The sequence below is a fragment of the Streptomyces sp. NPDC054796 genome, from assembly GCF_053611545.1.
On the sequence record NZ_JBSHAO010000015.1, the window covers coordinates 129,390 to 147,388 of the forward strand.

Consider the following 17,999-nt stretch of genomic DNA (forward strand, 5'->3'; position numbering starts at 1 on the left):
TGGCGGAGTCGAACTGTCCCGTCCTGCCCCGTAAGACTTTTATGTCACCGGCTCACTCCGTTGGGTGATCTGCCGCATACGCATAGTCCGTTCGGGCCATTCAAGATTGGGCCCGAAGGGGGTGTTGCGCCCTGCCCCGCTTCCGTAACGTCCTCAACTGGCAATGGTGAATATGCCGTTCACCGCCGTGGGGGAGCCTCGATTCGGGAGAGGACGGCACCGGCTATGAGCTGGGTAACCGACTGGAGTGCGCAGGCAGCCTGCCGCACGACCGATCCGGATGAACTGTTCGTACAAGGGGCGGCCCAGAACCGCGCCAAGGCGGTCTGCACCGGATGTCCGGTGCGTACGGAGTGCTTGGCCGACGCCCTCGACAACCGCGTGGAGTTCGGTGTCTGGGGTGGCATGACGGAGCGCGAGCGCAGGGCACTCCTGCGCAGGCGCCCGACGGTCACCTCATGGCGACGCCTCCTGGAGACGGCGCGTACGGAGTACGAGCGCGACACGGGCGTGCTCCCCGTCGACGTCGGTCTCGACGACGAGGAAGAGGACTACGCCGTGGCGGGGTGATCCGGCTGGTCGGGCCGGTCGTCCGATCGCGGCTTGTGATCCGACCCCGACTCCGACTGCTGACGGGCCAGATGGTCGCCGATGGCACGCAGCCCCGCCAGGTCGTGCACGTCCCCCGGCAGTGCGCCCACCTCCACGACGGGCACTTCAGGGTGCAGCGCGGCGAAGCGGTCGCGCGTGCGCCGTTCACGGGCCAGCAGCCGCATGCGCTCCGCGTGCAGGCGCAGCAGGCCCGCGGCGAGTTGCTGCGCGGACGCGTGTGCGGCTGCGGCGTGTGCGGTCGATGCCTGTGTCCCCTCGTCGTCCGCCGTCCCGGCCGTTTCGGCCATCGCGTCGCCGGTGTCCACCGCGTCGTCGGTCTGACGGGCTCCGGGGCGGGGGGAGTCGCCCTCGGGAGCGGCCGACGGGACGCTGTGCCCCTCACCATTCCCGTGGCCGAGATCCACAATGCCGCCCTCTTCAAGATTTTCCGCGGCGGCCAGGGCCCGCTCCGCGCTCAGCCGTGACGCCTCGCTGCCGTGCATGCGGTTGAGGACGAGACCGGCCAGCGGCATGTCGTCGGCGGCCAGCCGCTCCACGAAGTAGGCGGCCTCGCGCAGCGCGTCCCGCTCGGGCGCCGCGACCACCAGGAAGGCCGTGCCGGGGGCCTGGAGCAGCCGGTAGGTGGCGTCGGCGCGGGTGCGGAAGCCGCCGAACATGGTGTCCATCGCGGCCACGAAGGTCTGCACGTCGCTCAGCAGCCCGGCGCCCAGCAGCTTGTTCAGCGCGCCGGTGAACATCGAGAGCCCGGCCATGCCGAGGTTGACGAACTTCATGCCTGCCTTGCCGCCGACCTTCGCCGGGGCCATCAGCAGCTTGATGAACCTCCCGTCCAGGAACGAACCGAGCCGCTTCGGGGCGTCCAGGAAGTCCAGCGCCGAGCGCGAGGGCGGGGTGTCCACGACGATCAGGTCCCACGTGTCCTGGGTCCGTAGCTGCCCCAGCTTCTCCATCGCCATGTACTCCTGCGTACCGGCGAAGCCGGCGGACAGGGACTGGTAGAAGGGGTTGCCCAGGATGGCGCGGGCGCGGTCCTGGTCGGCGTGTGCCTCGACGATCTCGTCGAAGGTCCGCTTCATGTCGAGCATCATGGCGTGCAGTTCGCCGCCCGCCGACTCGTCCACCCCGGGGACCTTGCGCGGGGTGTTGTCCAGCTCGCTGAGCCCCATCGACTGGGCCAGGCGGCGGGCCGGGTCGATGGTGAGGACCACGACCTTCCTGCCGCGCTCCGCCGCCCGTACGCCCAGGGCAGCCGCCGTCGTCGTCTTGCCGACGCCGCCCGAGCCGCAGCAGACCACGATCCGGGTCCGCGGGTCGTCCACCAGGGGGTCGACGTCCAGCCGGAGGTCCTGGAGGGCTCCCGAAGCGGCCTCCTTGTGCTCCCTCTGCTCCTTGCCGGGCGTCCCGGGCGTCCCGGGTGCTCCGGGTATCCCGGATGTCGCGGGTGTCATGCAGCCTCCTTGTGTGGCCACTGGTCGCGCAGCTCGGCGGAGAGCCCGTACAGGCCCGCCAGCTCGACGCCGTCGGCGAGCAGCCCCAGCTCGTGCGCCGGCAGCCCCAGCTTCTCCAGCTCGCGGCGCTGCGCACGCTCCAGCGCGACGCGCTCCGCGTGGGCGTGCGCCTGGTCGAGCAGGGGCCGCACGAGGGCGCCGCCCTGGGCGAGGCCCGCCTGCGCGAGGGCCTCGGATATCTCCTCGCGGCGCCCGTCGGCCGCTGCCACGAGGTCCTGGTCCAGCAGATGCGGGCGCACCATGTTGACGATGACGGAGCCGACCGGGAGCCCGGCGCCCCGCAGCTCGGCCACCCCGTCGACGGTCTCCTGGACGGGCATCTCCTCCAGGAGCGTCACCAGGTGCACCGCGGTCTCCGGGGACTTCAGCACCCGCATCACCGCCTGGGCCTGGTTGTGGACGGGGCCGACCTTCGCGAGGTCGGCGACCTCCTCGTTGACGCCCAGGAAGCGGGTGATGCGCCCCGTGGGCGGCGCGTCCATGACCACGGCGTCGTACACGCGCCGGTCGCGCTTGTCCTTGCGGCGTACGGCCTCGCACGCCTTCCCCGTCAGCAGCACGTCGCGCAGCCCCGGCGCGATCGTGGTGGCGAAGTCGATGGCGCCGAGCTTCTTCAGCGCCCTGCCCGCGCTGCCCAGCTTGTAGAACATCTGGAGATAGTCGAGCAGCGCCTTCTCGGGATCGATGGCCAGGGCGTACACCTCCCCTCCGCCGTGTGAGACCGCGATCTTGCGCTCCTCGTAGGGCAGTGCCTCCGTCTCGAAGAGCTGCGCGATCCCCTGGCGTCCCTCGACCTCGACGAGCAGCGTGCGCTGCCCCTCCTCGGCGAGCGCCAGTGCGAGTGCGGCGGCGACCGTCGTCTTCCCGGTCCCGCCCTTGCCCGTGACAACATGCAGCCTGCTCACGCCCGGGAGCCTAACCACCGGGGCGACGGGCTACGCTCGGCACCATGACGAAGTGGGAATACGCGACCGTGCCCCTGCTGGTGCACGCGACCAAGCAGATTCTGGACACCTGGGGCGAGGACGGCTGGGAGCTGGTCCAGGTCGTGCCGGGACCGAACAACCCCGAGCAGCTCGTGGCGTACCTCAAGCGGGAGAAGCAGTGAGTGCGGCCGAGGACAGGCTGGCCGAGCTGGGTCTGACCCTGCCCGAGGTCGCCACCCCGGCGGGCGCGTACGTACCGGCGCTGCGCAGCGGCCCGTACGTCTACACCGCCGGCCAGGTCCCGCTGGTGGCGGGCGAGCTGCCGCTGACCGGCAAGGTCGGCGGCGAGGTCACCCCGGAGGAGGCGAAGGAGCTGGCGCGCACCTGCGCCCTCAACGCCCTCGCCGCGGTCAAATCCGTCGCCGGTGACCTGGACCGCATCGCGCGCGTCGTCAAGGTCACGGGCTTTGTCGCCTCTGCCCCGGACTTCACGGGCCAGCCGGGCGTCATCAACGGCGCGAGCGAGCTGCTGGGCGAGGTCCTCGGCGACAAGGGCGTGCACGCGCGCAGCGCGGTCGGCGTCGCGGTGCTGCCGATGGACGCGCCCGTCGAGGTCGAGATCCAGGTCGAGCTGACGGACTGACGGACCGGGGCTGCCGGACCGGCGGGCTGACGGACCGTACGGCCGGTTCCGGTTCGGGTCCCGGCCCGGGTTCCGGTTACGGCGTCCCTCCGGCGACCGTACGGGTGACGGCCTCCCGCCGCGACGGGACGGAGTCCCCCTCGAACATCGGCGCGGGGACCCGTAGCATCCGCCCATGTCGTCCACCACCAACGGCCAGTGGTACCCGCAGGAGTGGCCGGAGCGCATCCGGGCCCTCGCAGCGGGGGAGATCACTCCCGTGCCGCCGCGGCGGGCCGCGACCGTCATGCTCCTCCGGGACACCGACCCGGGCCCCGTCGTCCACATGCTGCGCAGACGCGCCTCCATGGCCTTCGCCGGAGGCGCGTACGCGTATCCGGGCGGCTCCGTCGACGCGCGCGACCAGAGCGACCAGCGTGACCTCGGCTGGGCGGGCCCGACGCGCGCGGAGTGGGCCGAGCGCTTCCGTACGGACGAGGCCACGGCCCAGTCCATCGTCTGCGCCGCCGTCCGCGAGACCTTCGAGGAGTCCGGCGTCCTGCTCGCGGGCCCCGACCCGGAGACGGTCGTCGCCGACACGACGGGCGAGGACTGGGAGGCGGACAGGGCGGCGCTCGTCGCGCACGAGCTGTCCTTCGCCGATCTGCTCGCCCGGCGCGGGCTCGTACTGCGCGGCGATCTGCTGGGCGGCTGGGCGCACTGGATCACCCCGGAGTTCGAGCGGCGCCGCTTCGACACCTGGTTCTTCGTCGCCGCGCTCCCCGAGGGCCAGCGCACCCGCAACGCCTCGACGGAGGCCGACCGCACCGTCTGGACCCGGCCGGCCGACGCGGCCGACGGCTACGACAGGGGCGAGCTGCTGATGATGCCGCCGACGATCGCGACGCTGCGCGAACTGATCCCCTACGGGACGGTCGACGAGGTGCTCGCCGCCTCGGCGCACCGGGATCTGACGCCCGTGCTCGCGAAGGCGCGCATGGAGGGCGACGAGATCGTGCTGAGCTGGCCGGGGCACGACGAGTTCACGAAGCGGGTGCGGACGCACGCCTCCGGTGCGGAAGCCGGTACGGGCGGGGAAGGCCCTGGCGACCCGAGCGGCACCGGCGACACGACGAGGAACGGGACCGCATGACCGACGCCGCCGCACTGCCAGGACAGCCGCGGGGCGGTGCGCTCACCGGGATGGGCACCGCGCGCGCCACCTGCGTCCTCGCGCCCAACCCGTCGCCCATGACGCTCGACGGCACCAACACCTGGATCGTCGCCGAGCCCGGTTCCGACCTCGCCGTCGTCATCGACCCAGGGCCCCTGGACGAGGCGCACCTCAAGAACGTCGTCGCGACGGCCGAGCGCGCCGGGCGGCGGGTGGCGCTCACCCTGCTGACCCACGGCCACCCGGACCACTCGGACGGCGCGGCCCGCTTCGCCGAGCTGACGGGCACGTCCGTACGGGCCCTGGACCCCGCCATGCGGCTGGGCGACGAGGGGCTGGCCGCGGGGGACGTCGTGACGACGGGCGGCCTGGAGCTGCGCGTCGTGCCCACTCCGGGGCACACGGCCGATTCGCTCTGCTTCCATGTACCGGCCGACGCGGCCGTGCTGACCGGCGACACGGTCCTGGGCCGGGGCACCACCGTCGTCGCGCACCCCGACGGGCGGCTCGGCGACTACCTGGACTCCCTGCGCCGCCTGCGCTCGCTGACGGTGGACGACGGCGTCGGCACGGTGCTGCCGGGCCACGGGCCCGTGCTGGACGACGCACAGGGCGCCATCGACTTCTACCTCGCGCACCGCGCCAAGCGCCTGGCCCAGGTGGAGACGGCCGTGGAGAACGGGTACGTCACCTCGTCCGAGGTCGTCGCGCACGTCTACGCGGACGTGGACCGGTCGCTGTGGCCGGCCGCCGAGCTGTCCGTGAAGGCGCAGCTCGACTATCTGGGGGAGCACGGGCTGATCTGAGGCCCGCGTGCACGGACGCGCGCACAAGTAGGCAGAAGTAAGGGGCGCCCTCCAGGGAGGGCGCCCCTTACCTACGTCCTATGTGACCGGATCAGGTCAGCGCGAGCGCTTCGCCAGCCGCTCGATGTCGAGCAGGATCACGGCGCGGGCCTCCAGACGGAGCCAGCCGCGGCCCGCGAAGTCGGCGAGCGCCTTGTTGACCGTCTCGCGGGAGGCGCCGACCAACTGGGCCAGCTCCTCCTGGGTGAGGTCGTGGACGACGTGGATGCCTTCCTCCGACTGGACCCCGAAGCGGCGCGACAGGTCGAGGAGCTGCTTCGCCACTCGCCCCGGAACGTCGGAGAAGACCAGGTCGGACATGGAGTCGTTGGTGCGCCGCAGACGGCGGGCGATGGCCCGCAGCAGCGCGGAGGCGACCTCCGGGCGCGCGTTCAGCCAGGGCTGAAGGTCGCCGTGGCCCAGTCCGAGCAGCTTGACCTCGGTGAGCGCGGAGGCGGTCGCCGTCCGTGGACCCGGGTCGAAGAGGGAGAGCTCGCCAATGAGCTCACCCGGCCCGAGTACGGCCAGCATGTTCTCGCGGCCATCGGGGGAGGTGCGGTGCAGCTTCACCTTGCCCTCGGTGACCACATAAAGACGGTCGCCCGGGTCACCCTCGTGGAACAGGGCCTCCCCGCGGGCGAGCGTCGTCTCGGTCATGGAGGCGCGCAGCTCAGCGGCCTGCTCCTCATCGAGCGCCGCGAAGAGCGGCGCGCGCCGCAGAACGTCGTCCACGAGTTCTCTCCTTGTCGACCTGCCCATGGAGTGCGTCGGTCCCATGATGCCGGACGGTAAAACAGTGCGATCAATCACAAGTTTGACGCACGTGACGCACAGCCCCTACGGCAGGGGGCCGATTGGACCGTTAATTGCCTTCGTGCGGGGCGAATGTCGGTGGTCCCCTTTAGTCTGGCCGAGTGTCCAATACCCCGGTGAGCGCACGGAGAAGGGGGCCGGGCGGGTGACGGCGAAGGAAGATTCCGCTGTGGGCGAACACGCGCCCGTAAAACAGGCAAAAGGGGCAAGCGTGGCGAAGAGTGCCGCCGATCAGGGGGCCCGTAAGCCCGCCAAGAAGTCCGCGTCGGTGAAGAAGACGGCTCCGGCCAGCGGAAACGCCAAGAAGGCCGCCCCGGCCAAGAAGACCACCTCCGCGAAGAAGGCCGTCGGCGCGAAGAAGACCGCTCCCGCCAAGAAGGCGGCCCCCGCGAAGAAGACCGCCGCGAAGGCGGCCAAGCCAGTGAAGGCCGCGAAGCCCGAGTCGCGGGCCACCATCGTGCGCCGGGCGCGCCGCATCAACCGCGAGCTGGCCGAGGTGTACTACTACGCACACCCCGAGCTGGACTTCGAGAACCCCTTCGAGCTGCTCGTCGCCACCGTCCTCTCGGCCCAGACCACGGATCTGCGGGTCAACCAGACGACGCCGGCGCTCTTCGCCGCCTACCCCACCCCCGAGGACATGGCGGCGGCCGATCCCGAGCACCTCGAGGAGCTGCTCAGGCCCACGGGCTTCTTCCGCGCCAAGGCGAAGTCCCTGCTCGGGCTCTCGGCCGGGCTGCGGGACGAGTTCGGCGGCGAGGTGCCCGGGACCATAGAAGAGCTGGTCAAGCTGCCCGGTGTGGGCCGTAAGACCGCCTTCGTCGTGCTGGGCAACGCGTTCGGGGTCCCCGGGCTGACGGTGGACACCCACTTCGGGCGGCTCGTGCGGCGCTGGCGGCTGACGGAGCAGACCGATCCGGTGAAGGTGGAGGCCGAGATCGCCGACATCCTCCCGAAGAGCGAGTGGACGATGTTCTCGCACCGGACGATCTTCCACGGCCGCCGCATCTGCCACTCCCGCAAGCCCGCCTGCGGCGCCTGCCCGATCGCGCATCTGTGCCCGTCGTACGGCGAGGGCGAGACGGACCCGGAGAAGGCGAAGAAGCTGCTCAAGTACGAGATGGCGGGGCAGCCGGGGCAGCGTCTTAAGCCCCCGGCCGACTTCCCAGGGCCGCCCGCACCGCCCCTCGGCGCGTCCACGACCGCCTCCGCCGCCTCAGCAGCCTCTGCCGCCTCCGCGTCCACCGTCGTCTCCGTGTCCGCCTCAGCGGGCGCCGGAGCCGCCGAGTGAGCGGAGCCCGCCCCCGTTCCGCGCACGACGGCACGCACGGCACGCACAGCACGTACGGCCCGTCGGACGGCCCGCACAGCCCCGGCGCCGGTTCTGGTGACGGCCACGGGCCCGGCCGCTCTCCGGCCGACGTGGGCGCCCCGGACGTCCTAGGCGACGTCGAGGTCAGCGACCGGGACCTGCCCGGCTGGCTGGCCCCCGTGGCCCGAGCGGCCCGCACCGTCGCGCCCGAGCAGCTGAGCAGGTTCCTGCCGCCGGCGGACGGCGGCGGGCGGCCCTCGGCCGTCCTCGTGCTCTTCGGCGAGGGCCAGCGCGGCCCCGAGCTGCTGCTCATGGAGCGGGCCTCCAGCCTGCGCTCCCACGCGGGCCAGCCGTCCTTCCCCGGCGGCGCGCTCGACCCCGAGGACGGCGACCCGCTCGGCGAGGGCCCGCTGCGTGCCGCGCTGCGCGAGGCGGAGGAGGAGACCGGGCTCGATCCGGCCGGGGTGCGGATCTTCGCGACGCTCCCCGCGCTCTACATCCCCGTCAGCGGCTTCGTCGTCACGCCCGTGCTGGGCTGGTGGCGCGAGCCCACGCCCGTCGCGCCCGTGGATCCGGCCGAGACCGCGCGCGTGTTCACGGTGCCGGTCGCCGAGCTGACCGACCCCGCCAACCGCGCCACGTCCGTCCACCCCTCGGGCCACAGGGGTCCCGCCTTCACCGTCGGAAACGCGCTCGTCTGGGGGTTCACGGCCGGGGTGATCGACCGGATTCTGCACTATGCCGGATGGGAGCGCCCGTGGGACCGCGAGAAGCGTGTCCCGCTCGACTGGCACGCATGAGACGGTGGCTCTCGTGAATGTGCTGGACATCGTGCTGTGGCTGGCCGCCGTGTGGTTCGCGGCCGTCGGTTATCGCCAGGGTTTCGTCGTCGGTGTGCTGTCCGTTGTCGGGTTTCTCGGGGGCGGACTCGTCGGCATCCTCGTGCTTCCCGTCGTCTGGAAGGCCGTCTCCGACGGGGCCTCTCCTGGCACGTTCGGTGTCGTGGTGGCGGTGGTCATCGTCATCGTCCTGGCCTCCGTCGGCCAGGCGGGCACCACGCACCTGGGCAACAAGCTGCGGCAGCACATCACCTGGAACCCCGCGCGCGCCCTCGACGCGGCGGGCGGCGCGCTCGTCAACGTGCTCGCGATGCTGCTGGTCGCCTGGCTGATCGGCGCGGCCCTCGCCGGTACGTCGCTGCCCACGCTCGGCAAGGAGGTGCGCGACTCGCGGGTGCTCCAGGGCATCTCCCGGGTGATGCCGGAGATGGCCAACACCTGGTTCACCAACTTCTCCTCGGTGCTCGCGCAGAACGGTCTGCCCCAGGTCTTCTCGCCCTTCTCCAACGAGCCCATCACCTCCGTGCCCGCGCCCGACCCGAAGCTGGCCCAGAGCCCCGTCGCCGCGCAGGCCAAGCAGAGCATCGTCAAGGTGCTGGGCACGGCGTCGAGTTGCGGCAAGGTCCTGGAGGGGACGGGCTTCGTCTTCGGGCAGCAGCGCGTGATGACGAACGCGCACGTCGTCGGCGGTGTGGACGAGCCGACGGTGCAGATCGGCGGCGAGGGCAGGCTCTACGACGCGCGGGTCGTCCTCTACGACTGGGAGCGGGACATCGCCGTCCTCGACGTACCGGGGCTCCAGGCCCCCGCGCTCCGCTTCACCGACGACGACGCCTCCAGCAGCGACGACGCCATCGTCGCGGGCTTCCCCGAGAACGGCGCCTTCGACGTCCGCTCCGCGCGCGTGCGCGGCCGGGTCGACGCCAACGGCCCGGACATCTACCACCGGGGCACCGTCCGCCGCGACGTCTACTCGCTCTACACCACCATCCGCCAGGGCAACTCCGGCGGACCGCTGCTCACGCCCGAAGGCGAGGTCTACGGCGTCGTCTTCGCCAAGTCCCTCGACAACCCCGACACCGGCTACGCGCTCACGGCCGACGAGGTGCGCGAGGACATCGCGAAGGGACGCACCGCACAGCGCGAGGTCGATACGGAAGGCTGCGCGATGTGACGCGGTGACGTGACGGGCGGCGAGGCCGCCGCGCGAGCGGCGGGCCCGTCAGCCGGGACTCGGCCGGGATTCAGCCGCGCGAGTGCCGCAGGCGTGCGCCGAACCAGCGCGCCCTGCGGCGGAGCAGGTGGGGAATTCCCGGATCGGGGTTCTGGGGATGGTGGCGGTCCATGCGCTGGGCAGGGACCTTCTCCCTCAGAATGCTGCGGTTACGTGCCACGTCACGGTAGTCGTGCGTCCAGCCCATACAGCGCACTGTGCCCGCGCCCCATGGTCAGTAACCGCTTCGGGGGCATCCAATCGGCCTATGCTGGGGGCATTTTTACGACCCCCCGTACGGCCGCCCGCCGGGTCGCGGGAACCCCGCCGGGGGAACTAGCGGTCCGGCTCCGGGTCCTTGAGCCAGCTCACCAGCTCCGCCGTGAACGCCGCCGGATCCTCCTCGTGCGGCCAGTGTCCCAGGCCGTCGAAGAGCCGCCAACGGTACGGCGCCTCGACGTACTCCCCCGACCCCGCCGCGCTCCGGGTGCGCAGTACCGGATCGAGTGAACCGTGCAGGTGGAGCGTCGGCACACGCACGGGGCGCTTCATGCGCCGGTTGAACTGGATGCCGTCGGGCCGCGCCATCGAGCGCACCATCCAGCGGTACGGCTCGATCGAGCAGTGCGCCGTCGAGGGGATGCACATGGCGCGCTGATAGCGCTCGACGGCCGCGTCGTCCAGGTGGTCCGACATCTTCGGGCCCGACCACTCCCGTACGAGCCGCCCGACCAGCGCTCCGTCGTCCGCGACGAGTTGACGCTCCGGCACCCACGGCCGCTGGAACCCCCAGATGTAGGAGCCCGCCGAGGTCTGCCGCAGGTCGCCCAGCATCGAGGCGCGCCAGCGCCTCGGGTGGGGCATCGACGCGACGGCCAGCCGCCGGATCAGCTTGGGGCGCATGACCGCGGCCGTCCACGCGAGGTAGCCGCCCAGATCGTGCCCGACCAGCGCCGCGTCCGGCTCGCCGAGGGAGCGGATGACGCCGGTGACGTCGAGGGCGAGGTTGGCCGGATCGTAGCCCCGGGGCGTGCGGTCGCTGCCGCCGACGCCGCGCAGGTCCATCGCGACGGCGCGGTACCCCGCCTCGGCGAGTGCCGGGAGCTGGTGCCGCCAGGCCCACCAGTACTGCGGGAAGCCGTGCAGCAGCAGCACCAGCGGCCCGTCGCCCATCTCCGCGATGTGGAACCGTGCCCCGTTGGCCGCCACGTCCCGGTGGGTCCAGGGGCCTTCGGGTCGTACGACTGTCGCGGGGCTGTCGGGGAGCGTCATACGGACGAGCGTGTCACATGCTCGTCCTTGGGGCGGACCGTCGAACCGTCCGGCTTCACGAACACCTGGCCGTCGGAGCCCGCGCGGGCGGCGCGCGGGTGCGGCTTGACGTTCGAGAGGACGGCGGCGGTCTCCTTCGCGGAGGCGATGGACTTCTCCGGGGGCTTGATCTTCTTGAACTTGGCGACCGCCGCCAGCACCAGGATCAGGGCCAGCACGATGAAGGCGCCGCCCACGATCAGGAAGGACCAGGCGAGGCCGAGCCCCAGGTTGTGGATGCCGTAGGCGGCGGCGAAGCTCAGCACAGGGAGCGAGAAGAGGAGCAGCACGCCCGCCGCGATCGCGGCGCCGCCGCCGATCGCCCCCCGCTTCACGTCCTGCCGGATCTCGGCCTTGGCCAGCGCGATCTCGTCGTGCACCAGCGCGGACATCTCGGCGGTTGCCGCGGCGACCAACTGGCCGAGGCTGCGGCCGTCGTCGGCTGCGCTCATCGGTATCTCCCTCTTCTCTTGACTCTCTTGACCCGTGCTGCTCGATGCTCTGCTGTCACTCTGTACCGCTCCGGGTGACGTGTCACGCCGGGGGTGGGCGTATTCCCCCGTGCCCCATCAGCATGCCGGACCATCGTCCGTCACGCGTCGGCGCGCGGCCACCTCGACGGGCCGTACGGGAACGACGGCGCTACGGGGTCCCGTACGGGAACGGCTGAGGGGCGCCCGGCCGTGCCGGACGCCCCTCAACCCTCACTCGGCCTGGACCGCCGGGCCCAGTCCTCGCTCAGTCCTCGCTCGACGCGCTCGGCAGCTTGTCCTGGATCAGGTTCATCACCGAGGAGTCGGTCAGCGTGGAGACGTCGCCCAGGGCGCGGTTCTCCGCCACGTCGCGCAGCAGGCGCCGCATGATCTTGCCCGAGCGGGTCTTGGGCAGCTCGGCCACCGGCAGGATCCGCTTCGGCTTGGCGATCGGGCCGAGCTGCTTGGCCACGTGCGAGCGCAGCTCCTCGCTCAGCCCCTCGTCCTCGGCCGCCGTGCCGCGCAGGATGACGAAGGCGACGATGGCCTGCGTCGTCTGCGGGTCCGTCGCGCCGACGACGGCCGCCTCGGCGACCTTGGGGTGCGAGACGAGGGAGGACTCGACCTCGGTCGTCGAGATGTTGTGCCCGGAGACGAGCATCACATCGTCCACCCGGCCCAGCAGCCAGATGTCGCCGTCGTCGTCCTTCTTGGCGCCGTCGCCCGCGAAGTACTTGTTCTCGAAGCGCGACCAGTACGTGTCGAGGAAGCGCTTGTCGTCGCCCCAGATGGTGCGCAGCATCGACGGCCACGGCTCGGTGAGCACCAGATAGCCGCCCCCGCCGTCGGGCACCTCGTTCGCGTCGTCGTCCACGACCGTCGCGGCGATGCCGGGCAGCGGGATCTGCGCGGATCCCGGCTTGGTCTCGGTGACGCCGGGCAGCGGGCTGATCATGATGCCGCCGGTCTCCGTCTGCCACCAGGTGTCCACGACGGGCGTGCGGTCGCCGCCGATGTGGTGCCGGTACCAGACCCACGCCTCCGGGTTGATCGGCTCGCCGACGGAGCCGAGGACGCGCAGCGAGGACAGGTCGAACTTCGCCGGGATGTCGTCGCCCCACTTCATGGCGGCGCGGATCGCGGTGGGCGCGGTGTAGAGGATGGTGACGCCGTACTTCTGCACGATCTCCCACCAGCGGCCCTTGTGCGGGGAGTCGGGCGTGCCCTCGTAGAGCACCTCGGTCGCCCCGTTGGCCAGCGGCCCGTAGACGATGTACGAGTGCCCCGTCACCCAGCCGACGTCCGCCGTGCACCAGAAGACGTCGGACTCCGGCTTGAGGTCGAAGACGGCGCTGTGGGTGTAGGCGACCTGCGTCAGGTAGCCGCCGGTCGTGTGGAGGATGCCCTTCGGCTTACCGGTGGTGCCGGAGGTGTAGAGGATGAAGAGCGGGTGCTCGGCGTCGAAGTTCTCCGGCGTGTGCTGCTCGCTCTGCCGCTCGACGACGTCGTGCCACCAGACGTCGCGGCCCTCGGTCCACTCGATGTCCTCCTGGCCTGTCCGCTTGACCACCAGCACGTTGCGGACGTTCTCGGTGCCGGGGCGGGTCAGCGCCTCATCGACGGCGGGCTTGAGCGCGGAGGCGCCGCCCTTGCGGTAGCCGCCGTCGGCCGTGACGACCACGCGGGCGTCGGCGTCCTCGATGCGGGTGGCCAGCGCGTCGGCCGAGAAGCCGCCGAAGACCACCGAGTGCGGGGCGCCGATACGGGCGCACGCCAGCATCGTGACCACCGTCTCCGGGATCATCGGCAGATAGACGGCGACGCGGTCACCGGCCTTGACGCCCAGCTCCGTGAGCGCGTTGGCGGCCTTGGAGACCTCGCGCTGGAGATCGGCGTAGGTGAGGGAGCGGGAATCGCCGGGCTCACCCTCGAAGTGGAGGGCCACCCTGTCCCCGTTGCCCGCCTCGACGTGGCGGTCGACGCAGTTGTACGCGACGTTCAGCTTGCCGTCGGCGAACCACTTGGCGAAGGGCGGGTTCGACCAGTCGAGTGTCTCGGTCGGCTCGGTGCCCCAGCTCAGGCGCCGCGCCTGCTCGGCCCAGAAGCCCAGCCGGTCGGCCTTCGCCTGCTCGTATGCCCCCGCGGTGACATTGGCGTTCGCCGCCAGTTCGGCGGGTGGCGCGAACCTCCGCTCCTCCTTGAGCAGATTGGCCAGGTTGGCCGAGCTTTCGTTGCTCACGACTTCTCCCTTTCCCAGGGTGTCCGCATGTGTCCCAGGCCATAGCTCATCAGCCGGTACACCCCCATGACAAGGGCCCTCGGAGAAATTGGTTTAGACCTGTCAGCCATGTCATGGGGTACGGGTCCGGCGGCCTCGCGCCTGCCCGGTGCGGGGGAGGGGGCCCGTCAGGCGAGGGTGCGCGCCAACTCGGCCGCGTCGTCGAGGCCGTTCGGGGTGCGGGACCCGGGGGCGGCGCCGGAACCGGGGCCGGAGGCGGGGTCGGCGCCAGGGGTGGACGCGGTTCCGGTGCCAGGGGCGGTGCCGTTGCCGGTGCCGTTCCCGGCCGTCGTGTCGTCCGTCGCCGCCGCTATCGCCGCCGCCGTCGCGCTGCGGTCCCGCGCCACCTCGATCGACGCCATGACACGGGCGCCCCTGTCGGGCGCCATGTCCAGGCGTCCGAGCACCGCGGGCACGGCCACGGACGGCATGATGCAGTGGTAGAGGCTGGAGGCCCGCTCGCACACGTCCTCGTAGTCGGAGAACGTCTGGGACATCCCCTGGATGCCGGCGAACGCGCCGACGATCATTTCAGCGGTCTGCTTCGTGGAGACGTGCGGCAGCAGTTCGCCGCTCTCACGGGCCATCTCCAGTTGTCCCCACACCTCTTGGGACCAGCGCAGATACGGGAGGCGACGGTCCGGGGCGCCCCGGCCGCCGCGTTCGACGGTGAGCCGGACGCTGCCGCGTACGAGCGGGTCGTGCTTCAGCAGATGCCCCACCAGCATGCCCTGGTCCAGCATCCGCTGGAGCTTCAGCGGCTGTTCGGGAGGCGCCGGGACGGAGCTGACCTGTACGTCCAGTACGGCCTGTGCCAGTTCCTTCTTGGAGGCGAAGTGGAAGTACAGCGCCCCCTTCGTCACGCCCGCCGTCCGCAGGATGTCGGAGATCGTGGCGGCTTCGTACCCGATGTTGCCGAACACCTCGGCGGCGGCGCGCACGATCGTGGCCTTGGTCCGCGCTGCTCGCTGTTGCTGTGGCATGCCCTCTCCGTCTCTCGCCGCATCTGACACCAGCGGGGGTGCTCAGAACCGCACGGACAGTATCCATGGTTCGCTCGTAAAAGACCGTGCGGTTCATATTCTGGCAGCTTCGTCGCACCGGCCTTACGGGTGCGGGGCGCCATGACACGCTCGCCATAGGTTCCACACCCTGATGGCACGGCCGTGACCGGAAACCGCGGGGGACTGCGGGAAACCGCGTGGAACCGCCACGCATCGCCTCCGGAGGTAAACAATCCGTCAATCCGGTTTCGTCTTGCGCACGCAGAGTGTCCTGTTCATGCGGGGGCGAAGGGGATGCGTGAGTGTGGGCGCGGGTCCGGGTCCGGGTCCGGGTCCGGGTCCGCGCTCGGGCCGGGGCCGGGGAAGACGCCGTCGCCCCCGCGGCGGGGGAGGGCGCGGGGGCGACGGGCGGCCGGGCCGCGAACGGCCCTCGTGGTTCAGGCGGGTGCGAGCGCGAGGGCGTCGGACCAGTCGGCCTCGGAACCGGCGGCACGCAGCGGCCAGGGACTCTGCTCGGCCATCAGCGCGGGCAGTGACAGCTCCCACAGCTCGCTCAGCCATGTGTGCACTTCGACGCCCGGTTCGAGCTGGTGCGGCTGCGAACCGGAGACGAGCGACATCGCCAGCGCCGCCACCGAGTGGGGCGCGAGGTCCCGCCGCAGGCTCTGGTCCTTCTCGGCCTCCATGGCGACCTCCATGAAGCACTCCTGCCAGTTGGCGAAGGAGTGCACCGACGGGTCGGAAGGAGTGCAGCGCTCGCGGGTCAGCCGCACTCCCGCGCGGGTCGTCTCGTCGTGCGCGAGCTGCTGCGCGGTCGCGTGCGTCATGTCGATGAGCGTCTGGAGCGCGGGGACGTCCCTGGCGCGCAGTTGCTCCATGCGGGCGCGTGCCGTCGAGCACGCCAGGAGCTGGACGGTGTCGGCCAGCTCGGCCTTGCTCGCGAAGTGGAACGACAGGGCGCCCTTGCTGACTGCTGCCATGCTGCTGACCTCGGAGAGCGTGGCCCGTTCGTAGCCCACGCGGTCGAACATCGTCGCAGCCGCCAACGTCAGGGCGGTCCTTGTGCGTTCGGCCCTTTCTTGCCTCATGTGTGGATTCCTTCAGCCGATCCGGCACGTGGTCGGCGAGCCGGTGGGGACACGGGCAGGGAATGATCAACGTCCTGTCAAGAATAAAAACGGCATGTACGGTTTGTCAACGGTCGGTCACTGTCCGGATGTTGCCCGGAACGCTCGGAAACCGCAAGGGGAGGCAAAGCGGTTGATCTTTGCAGTTCAGAGGCGTCTTTCTCTGTGAAATGCCTGTGCGTTGGCTGTGTGGGGTGTAGTCGCGCAAGGACGCGTGGTGACCAAATCGGCGTTCCACTGATGGTCAACGTCGCGTCCCATACCTGTAAAACAGGCATCCCGGTTTGTTAGAGTCGCGAGGAGGCCACGCTCGCCGGGGCGCGACCGCATCCGAACTCCCTTCGCAGACGGGGACGTCCGAAACAGAAGAAGACGTCCGAGTCCGGACCCGAGGGAGTCCCCCGACCGCTTCGCTCATATCCGGCCGCAGGCAAGGGGGAGTGCGTGAGTAAGCCCGAGTCCCGTCTCCAGCACACGGTGCCGTCAGCCGTCGCCGACGAACTGGCCTCAGACGTCTTCGCCTCCCTCCCCAGAAGTGACCAGCGCCGCAAGGCACGTCAGTACGTGCGCGGCCTGCTGGAGGCCGAAGGGCGCAAGTCCATCCGCAAGATCGCCGCACTCACGGGCGAGCGCGCGGCCGAGCAGAGCCTCCAGCACTTCGTGAGCTGCTCCACCTGGCCGTGGGACGTGGTGCGGGCGACGCTCGCGCGGCGCATGGAGACGGTGGTCCGCCCCTCCGCCTGGGTGGTGCGGCCGTTGGTGATCCCCAAGGCCGGATCGCGCTCCGTGGGCGTGGGCCGCAGGCTCGTTCCCGAACTGGGCCAGGTCATCAACTGCCAGCGCGCGTACGGCGTCTGGCTCGCGAACGACGCGGTGAGCTGGCCGGCGCACTGGCGGCTCGACCTCCCGGCCTCCTGGACGGACGACCCCACGAGCCGCCGCGAGGCCGATCTGCCCGACTGGGCCGCCGCCGAGAGCCCGTCCCTGGGCATCGCGCGGGCCGCCGTCGAGATGGCCGAGGGAGGCTGGGGCCTCGCCCGCCGCCCGGTGGTGCTCGACGCGGGTGACGGGGGCGACGACGGCACGGGCGCCGCGGTGCTCGCAGCGGCCGGACTGCCCTTCATCGCCCGGATCAGCGGCACGGCCGGGGTCGTACCGACCGACGCGCCGGTTCCGGGGCGGGGGCGCGGGCTCGTTCCCGCGCACGAGGTGATGTGCGCGGTGCGCGGGCTGCGGCGGCCCGTGGAATGGCTGGATCCCGAAGGGGCTCCGCTGCGGACGAGCCTGGCGGCCAAGGTGCCGGTGACGGTGCGGAACCTCGCGCCGTACACGCGGACGGGCGTCCTCGCGGGAGCGGGGCCGGGGCCGGGGGCGGCAGCGGGGGCGGGTTCCGGCGGGGTTTCCGGTGTGCGCTACGGCGGTGGTGCGGGGGCCGCCGGCGGGCGGGTCCCTGGACCGAGACGCGGGCGCGTCGCGGGGGCCGGGGCCGGGGGCGGGGCCGCTGCCGTGCCGGGCGTCGTTCCCGGGCGGACCGCCGGGGCGATGGCGCGGCCCGGACTCTGCCTGCTGGGCGAGTGGGAGCACCCGTACCGCTGGCCCGTGCGGTTCTGGCTGACCGATCTTGTGGGCGTACCGGCGGGTGTGCTGCTGCGCCTGACGAAACTCACCCGTCGCGTCGACCGCGACCTCACCGAAGTGGCCGACGCCGTGGGCGTCCGCGACTTCGAAGGGCGCACCTTCCCTGGTTGGCACCGCCACACCACGTTGACCTCGGTCGCACACGGGGCAGCGGTGCTGGCGACGGCGCGTGGGGCGCGGGTAAGGAGCGGGACCCCTGGACCCCGCTCCTTACCCGGCATGCTGTCACTGCCCGGCGCGGCCCAGGGCCGTACGGGCTGACGGGGCTGCTCGGGCTCGGGCTGACCGGGCTGACTGGGCCGAC

At 71.5% G+C, this 17,999-nt stretch carries 18 protein-coding genes; 9 read left to right on the plus strand and 9 right to left on the minus strand.

Going from position 1 to position 17,999, the window contains the following annotated elements; translation table 11 throughout:
• Positions 1–225: 225 nt before the first annotated feature.
• Positions 226–570 carry a WhiB family transcriptional regulator gene (locus tag ACWGJ2_RS15565; protein WP_453346612.1) on the plus strand — a complete coding sequence of 115 codons (345 nt, stop codon included), beginning with the start codon at positions 226–228 and terminating at the stop codon, positions 568–570.
• Here ACWGJ2_RS15565 and ACWGJ2_RS15570 read toward each other — a convergent pair.
• Positions 552–2,060: an ArsA family ATPase gene (locus ACWGJ2_RS15570; RefSeq protein WP_453346613.1), complete on the minus strand. Its 1,509-nt coding sequence runs from the start codon at positions 2,058–2,060 to the stop codon at positions 552–554. The two genes, ACWGJ2_RS15565 and ACWGJ2_RS15570, sit on opposite strands and share 19 nt — an antisense overlap.
• Positions 2,057–3,025: an ArsA-related P-loop ATPase gene (locus ACWGJ2_RS15575; protein WP_453346614.1), complete on the minus strand. Its 969-nt coding sequence runs from the start codon at positions 3,023–3,025 to the stop codon at positions 2,057–2,059. Before ACWGJ2_RS15575 ends, ACWGJ2_RS15570 begins: the two co-directional genes overlap by 4 nt.
• Positions 3,026–3,069: 44 nt before the next feature.
• Here ACWGJ2_RS15575 and ACWGJ2_RS15580 point away from each other — a divergent pair, with 44 nt between their 5' ends.
• The 4 genes from ACWGJ2_RS15580 (at position 3,070) to ACWGJ2_RS15595 (ending at position 5,648) form a co-directional block, all read left to right on the plus strand.
• Positions 3,070–3,228 carry a DUF4177 domain-containing protein gene (locus ACWGJ2_RS15580; protein ID WP_003991873.1) on the plus strand — a complete coding sequence of 53 codons (159 nt, stop codon included), beginning with the start codon at positions 3,070–3,072 and terminating at the stop codon, positions 3,226–3,228.
• Positions 3,225–3,689, plus strand: coding sequence for a RidA family protein (locus tag ACWGJ2_RS15585; RefSeq protein WP_453346615.1), 465 nt, complete (start codon positions 3,225–3,227; stop codon positions 3,687–3,689). The genes ACWGJ2_RS15580 and ACWGJ2_RS15585 overlap by 4 nt, the downstream gene beginning before the upstream one ends.
• A 175-nt stretch (positions 3,690–3,864) precedes the next feature.
• Complete coding sequence (locus tag ACWGJ2_RS15590) at positions 3,865–4,821, plus strand: NUDIX hydrolase (protein WP_453346616.1); 957 nt, start codon at positions 3,865–3,867, stop codon at positions 4,819–4,821.
• Positions 4,818–5,648 carry an MBL fold metallo-hydrolase gene (locus tag ACWGJ2_RS15595; RefSeq protein ID WP_453346617.1) on the plus strand — a complete coding sequence of 277 codons (831 nt, stop codon included), beginning with the start codon at positions 4,818–4,820 and terminating at the stop codon, positions 5,646–5,648. Before ACWGJ2_RS15590 ends, ACWGJ2_RS15595 begins: the two co-directional genes overlap by 4 nt.
• Before the next feature lie 96 nt (positions 5,649–5,744).
• Here the strand turns inward: ACWGJ2_RS15595 and ACWGJ2_RS15600 are convergent, their stop codons facing one another.
• On the minus strand, positions 5,745–6,419 hold the full coding sequence (locus ACWGJ2_RS15600; protein WP_016473040.1) for a Crp/Fnr family transcriptional regulator: 675 nt from the start codon (positions 6,417–6,419) through the stop codon (positions 5,745–5,747).
• A 292-nt stretch (positions 6,420–6,711) separates the two neighbouring features.
• On the opposite strand from ACWGJ2_RS15600, the gene nth reads away from it, so the two are divergent.
• From nth to ACWGJ2_RS15615, 3 genes are all read left to right on the plus strand, one after another.
• The gene (gene nth, locus ACWGJ2_RS15605) at positions 6,712–7,791 is read left to right on the plus strand and encodes an endonuclease III (RefSeq protein WP_453346618.1); all 1,080 of its coding nucleotides are present in this window, start codon (positions 6,712–6,714) and stop codon (positions 7,789–7,791) included.
• Positions 7,792–7,922: 131 nt separating this feature from the next.
• Positions 7,923–8,612 carry an NUDIX hydrolase gene (locus ACWGJ2_RS15610; protein WP_453346646.1) on the plus strand — a complete coding sequence of 230 codons (690 nt, stop codon included), beginning with the start codon at positions 7,923–7,925 and terminating at the stop codon, positions 8,610–8,612.
• A gap of 13 nt (positions 8,613–8,625) precedes the next feature.
• Complete coding sequence (locus ACWGJ2_RS15615; protein ID WP_453346647.1) at positions 8,626–9,825, plus strand: MarP family serine protease; 1,200 nt, start codon at positions 8,626–8,628, stop codon at positions 9,823–9,825.
• A gap of 70 nt (positions 9,826–9,895) precedes the next feature.
• Here ACWGJ2_RS15615 and ACWGJ2_RS15620 read toward each other — a convergent pair whose 3' ends face one another.
• From ACWGJ2_RS15620 to ACWGJ2_RS15645, 6 genes are all read right to left on the minus strand, one after another.
• A complete protein-coding gene (locus ACWGJ2_RS15620) occupies positions 9,896–10,072 on the minus strand; it encodes a hypothetical protein (RefSeq protein ID WP_453346619.1) in 177 nt (58 codons plus the stop codon).
• Positions 10,073–10,200: 128 nt separating this feature from the next.
• Complete coding sequence (locus ACWGJ2_RS15625) at positions 10,201–11,136, minus strand: alpha/beta fold hydrolase (protein ID WP_453346620.1); 936 nt, start codon at positions 11,134–11,136, stop codon at positions 10,201–10,203.
• Positions 11,133–11,627 (minus strand): phage holin family protein, encoded by a 495-nt coding sequence (locus ACWGJ2_RS15630; RefSeq protein WP_453346621.1) that lies wholly within the window; start codon positions 11,625–11,627, stop codon positions 11,133–11,135. Before ACWGJ2_RS15630 ends, ACWGJ2_RS15625 begins: the two co-directional genes overlap by 4 nt.
• Before the next feature lie 286 nt (positions 11,628–11,913).
• A complete protein-coding gene (gene acs / locus ACWGJ2_RS15635; RefSeq protein ID WP_453346622.1) occupies positions 11,914–13,887 on the minus strand; it encodes an acetate--CoA ligase in 1,974 nt (657 codons plus the stop codon).
• A gap of 167 nt (positions 13,888–14,054) precedes the next feature.
• Positions 14,055–14,909: a ScbR family autoregulator-binding transcription factor gene (locus tag ACWGJ2_RS15640; RefSeq protein WP_453346623.1), complete on the minus strand. Its 855-nt coding sequence runs from the start codon at positions 14,907–14,909 to the stop codon at positions 14,055–14,057.
• Positions 14,910–15,367: 458 nt separating this feature from the next.
• On the minus strand, positions 15,368–16,018 hold the full coding sequence (locus ACWGJ2_RS15645; RefSeq protein ID WP_453346624.1) for a ScbR family autoregulator-binding transcription factor: 651 nt from the start codon (positions 16,016–16,018) through the stop codon (positions 15,368–15,370).
• A gap of 483 nt (positions 16,019–16,501) precedes the next feature.
• Between ACWGJ2_RS15645 and ACWGJ2_RS15650 the strand changes: the two genes are divergently transcribed.
• Positions 16,502–17,956 carry an IS701 family transposase gene (locus ACWGJ2_RS15650; protein WP_453346625.1) on the plus strand — a complete coding sequence of 485 codons (1,455 nt, stop codon included), beginning with the start codon at positions 16,502–16,504 and terminating at the stop codon, positions 17,954–17,956.
• Positions 17,957–17,999: the final 43 nt, after the last annotated feature.

Excerpts from the sequence above, each read along its gene's own strand:
- ACWGJ2_RS15565 (WP_453346612.1), top strand. The coding sequence starts at position 226 with ATGAGCTGGGTAACCGACTGGAGTGCGCAGGCAGCCTGCCGCACGACC.
- ACWGJ2_RS15570 (WP_453346613.1), bottom strand. The coding sequence starts at position 2,060 with ATGACACCCGCGACATCCGGGATACCCGGAGCACCCGGGACGCCCGGG.
- ACWGJ2_RS15580 (WP_003991873.1), top strand. The coding sequence starts at position 3,070 with ATGACGAAGTGGGAATACGCGACCGTGCCCCTGCTGGTGCACGCGACC.
- ACWGJ2_RS15590 (WP_453346616.1), top strand. The coding sequence starts at position 3,865 with ATGTCGTCCACCACCAACGGCCAGTGGTACCCGCAGGAGTGGCCGGAG.
- ACWGJ2_RS15595 (WP_453346617.1), top strand. The coding sequence starts at position 4,818 with ATGACCGACGCCGCCGCACTGCCAGGACAGCCGCGGGGCGGTGCGCTC.
- ACWGJ2_RS15620 (WP_453346619.1), bottom strand. The coding sequence starts at position 10,072 with ATGGGCTGGACGCACGACTACCGTGACGTGGCACGTAACCGCAGCATT.
- ACWGJ2_RS15625 (WP_453346620.1), bottom strand. The coding sequence starts at position 11,136 with ATGACGCTCCCCGACAGCCCCGCGACAGTCGTACGACCCGAAGGCCCC.
- ACWGJ2_RS15630 (WP_453346621.1), bottom strand. The coding sequence starts at position 11,627 with ATGAGCGCAGCCGACGACGGCCGCAGCCTCGGCCAGTTGGTCGCCGCG.
- ACWGJ2_RS15640 (WP_453346623.1), bottom strand. The coding sequence starts at position 14,909 with ATGCCACAGCAACAGCGAGCAGCGCGGACCAAGGCCACGATCGTGCGC.
- ACWGJ2_RS15645 (WP_453346624.1), bottom strand. The coding sequence starts at position 16,018 with ATGAGGCAAGAAAGGGCCGAACGCACAAGGACCGCCCTGACGTTGGCG.